At 66.9% G+C, this 3,561-nt stretch carries 3 protein-coding genes; 2 read left to right on the plus strand and 1 reads right to left on the minus strand.

Features of this window, described 5'->3' with window-relative positions:
* Positions 1 to 1,303: NAD(P)-dependent oxidoreductase (locus tag RT567_RS15020; protein WP_313577052.1), on the minus strand; the 1,303-nt coding region annotated here is incomplete at its 3' end.
* 281 nt (positions 1,304 to 1,584) lie between these two features.
* Here RT567_RS15020 and RT567_RS15025 point away from each other — a divergent pair.
* A complete protein-coding gene (locus RT567_RS15025) occupies positions 1,585 to 2,340 on the plus strand; it encodes a DUF6683 family protein (protein ID WP_313577053.1) in 756 nt (251 codons plus the stop codon).
* Between the two features lie 279 nt (positions 2,341 to 2,619).
* Positions 2,620 to 3,561, plus strand: a 942-nt coding sequence (locus tag RT567_RS15030; RefSeq protein ID WP_313577054.1) for an Ldh family oxidoreductase, incomplete at its 3' end; no start/stop codon positions are given.

Below are 3,561 nucleotides of genomic sequence, written 5' to 3' on the forward strand. Positions count from 1 at the left end.
GCAGGGTGGTGGCGAAACCGCCACGCGCCACCTGCAGGGTGTTCCACTTGGTCAGGCCGAGCCCGGCGTCGAGTTGCTCGCCAAAGGCCTCGGGCTCAAAGCCGAGCGCCTCGATGACCAGGTCGGCGGGCAGGTCGAAGTCCGAGCCGGCCACGGGGGCGATGTCGCGGCGCCCGCCGGGGGCGGCCTCGGTCAGAGCCATGCGCTGGGCGCGGACCGCAGTGACGGCCTCGCCCTTGGACATCAGGGCCTTGGGCGCGCCCAGCCATTCGAAGTGGACGCCTTCCTCCTCGGCGTTCTGCACCTCTCGGGCCGAGCCGGGCATGTTCTCGCGGTCGCGGCGATAGAGGCAGACCACGCTGTTCGCGCCCTGACGGATAGCGGTGCGGACGCAGTCCATGGCCGTGTCGCCGCCGCCGACGACGACGACGTCGCGACCGGCGGCGTGAGGCGCTGAAGTGTCGGCGGCGTCGCCACAGTCGACGCGGTTCTGGGCGATCAGGAAGTCGAGCGCGGCGACGGTGTCGTTCGGGCCGCGTCCCGGCACGGCCAGGGTGCGGGCCTGATAGACGCCCATGGCCAGCAGGACGGCGTCATGACGCGACCGCAGCTCGTCCATCGTCACGTCGACGCCGACTGCGGTGTTCAGCACGAACTGGACCCCGCCCTCGATCAGGCGATCGACGCGGCGCTGGACGATGCGCTTCTCCAGCTTGAAGCCGGGGATGCCATAGGTCAGCAGGCCGCCGGCGCGGTTGTGGCGGTCATAGACGGTGACGGCGTAGCCTTCGCTGCGCAGACGGTCGGCGGCGGCCAGACCGGCGGGACCGGAGCCGACGATGGCCACGCTCTGGCCGCGCTCGGTCAGGGGACGGATGGGCTCGACCCAGCCGTTGTCGAAGGCGGTGTCGGCGATCCAGGCCTCGACCGAGCCGATCGTCACGCCATCCCAGCCGGACTGCTGCAGGGTGCAGGCGCCCTCGCACAGACGGTCCTGCGGACAGATGCGGCCGCAGATTTCCGGCATGGTCGAGGTGGCCGAGGCGACGCGCCAGGCCTCGCGCAGGTCGTCGTCGGCGGACAGGGCCAGCCAGTCGGGGATGTTGTTCTGAAGCGGGCAGGCGTTCTGGCAGAAGGGCACGCCGCAGTCGGTGCAACGCGACGCCTGGGCCGTCCCGCTGTCGGCGGTCGGTTTGAGCGTGATCTCCGTGAAGGCGCGTATGCGCAGTTCAGCGGGCTGTTTCTCCAGCCGACGCTGCTCGATCAGAAAACCACCAGGGTTGGAACGGCCGCTTTTTTGCATTTGCACATTAAACGGGGCGGCGGCGGTGTGTGCAAATATTATTCCAATTAAAGCGAATCATTGTTTCAACTAAGATAAATAATGTCGTTAAATGACAAAATTATGCATTAATTTATCGATCAATGGTGTGCGATGCGGTGTTCTTGCGCGTGTGGAGCGGGCGGCGACGCTTCACTGGGGCCGCATCCGTCGCACCAGTTCGGGCGGGATGGGGCAGGCGAAACCTTCGCCCGCCTTTGTGCTTTTGAGGAATGAGCGTTTTTTGCAGTGGAGAGGCGGAGATGAGCGGCAAACAGATGTTTCTGGCGGGAGCGGTCGCGGCGGCGCTGTTCTGCGCGTCTCAGACTCAGGCTCAGGACTACGCCTTCCAGGGCTTCGCGACGGCGGATGCGATGAACCAGATGCACGCCGCCATGCGCGACAACATGATGGAGCCGTCCTCACAGGCGCGCGCGCCGACGCGAGGCGGTGCCGCCGCGAGCGCGGCGACGCAGGGGCGTCGGGCGACGGTGCAGACCACCTATCGTTCCTCGCCGGCCGTCTCGACGCGCGTGCGTGCGCAGTTCGCGGAATTCATTGAGCGGACTTCCGGTCGCGAAGCCGCTGAACGGGCGCGTTCGGCTTTTCAGAGCGGCGATCCGATCACCAGTTGGGCGGGCATCGTGCGTGAAGATGGTCTGCGTACTGGTGATCTGGCCGACGCCATGGCGGCCTATTGGATTCTCAATTGGATCATGGCCAATCAGGGCGACAACAACCGGACGCAGGCGCTGGCCGTTCGCGATCAGGTGCGTGGGGTCATCAGCGGATCGCCTGCCGTGGCGCGACTGGGCGATGCCGGGCGCCAGGAGATGGCCGAGGTGCTGATGCTGAACTTCCTGGTGCAGCAGGCGACCTATGTGGATGCGATGCAGCGGGGCGATCAGGCGATGATGCGGCGTCTGGGCGATGCGGCTGTTGCGCGGTTCCGCAACGAAATGGGTGTTGATCTGCGTCGACTGGAGTTGACTGACGCGGGCCTGGTGTCCGCCTCTTGAAAGGGGCAGGGCGAGAGCCCGGAGGCCAATCCTTCAACTGAACCGCCCGCGACGCCTATGGACGCGCGGGTTTTCGGCGTCGCGGGTTTAGCGGGCGCCGGTCTGATCGCTTTGGCGCTTTGGGCCATGGGGCGGCGGCGAGGGCGGCAATAGCATGAGCGAACGCTCCTAGGCGTCGGTCGACGATGTGGAGCGATGAAGCTGATCTGAACTGATCGACCTTGATGTTTCACGCGCATCCCGGCAGCATCGTATACGATTCAAGGTCGGGAGAGCGATGTGAGCGTGTTTGAGGCCCAGGAGACGGTCGCCCTGTCGATTGACGAGGTGTTCGCCCTGTCGCGGCGAGTGTTGACGGGAGCGGGGCTGTCGGCCGCACATGCCGAGGCGGTGGCCCGGGTCATCACGGCGGGCGAGCGGGACGAGTGCGCCTCACATGGGCTTTACCGGTTGCCGGGCTGCGTCATGACGATCCGATCGGGCAAGCTGTCGCTGGACGCGGAGCCGGTGGTCGAGGATGCGTCGCCGGCTCTGGTGCGGGCCGATGCGCGTCATGCCTATTCCCTGCTGGCGTTCGAACGGGCGGCGCCGTTGCTGGCGCAGAGGGCCAAGGCGGTCGGGGTGGCGGCGCTGGTCATCAACCACTGCTTCCATTTTTCCGCCCTGTGGCCCGAGATCGAGCAGTTGACGGAAATGGGCGTGGCGGCGCTGGCCATGACGCCCAGCCATTCGTGGGTGGCGCCGGCGGGCGGTAAGAAGGGGCTGCTGGGCACTAATCCGATCGCCTTCGGCTGGCCGCGTCCGGGGCCGTATCCTTACGTCTTCGACTTCGCCACCAGCGCCATCGCGCGGGGGGATATGGCGCTGCACGACATCGCCGGAAAGCCGATCCCAGAGGGTTGGGGCGTGGACGCCGAGGGGCGGCCGACGACGAATGCGCGCGCGGCGCTGGACGGGGCCATGCTGACTTTCGGCGGACATAAAGGCTCGGCCCTGTCGACGATGATCGAGTTGATGGCGGGGCCGTTGATCGGCGATCTGACTAGCCGCGAGTCGATGGCCTTTGACGACGGCGCCAAGGCGGCCCCCATGCACGGCGAACTGATCCTGGCCTTTGATCCGGCCATCATGGGCGGCGGCGATGTCGAGGCGAACGCCGCGCGGGCCGAGGCGCTGTTCGCCGCCTTCGCCGACCAGGGCGCGCGTCTGCCGTCGCAGCGC

The organism is Brevundimonas sp. (assembly GCF_032107865.1).
Classification (GTDB): Bacteria; Pseudomonadota; Alphaproteobacteria; order Caulobacterales; family Caulobacteraceae; genus Brevundimonas.

Excerpts from the sequence above, each read along its gene's own strand:
- RT567_RS15025 (WP_313577053.1), top strand. The coding sequence starts at position 1,585 with ATGAGCGGCAAACAGATGTTTCTGGCGGGAGCGGTCGCGGCGGCGCTG.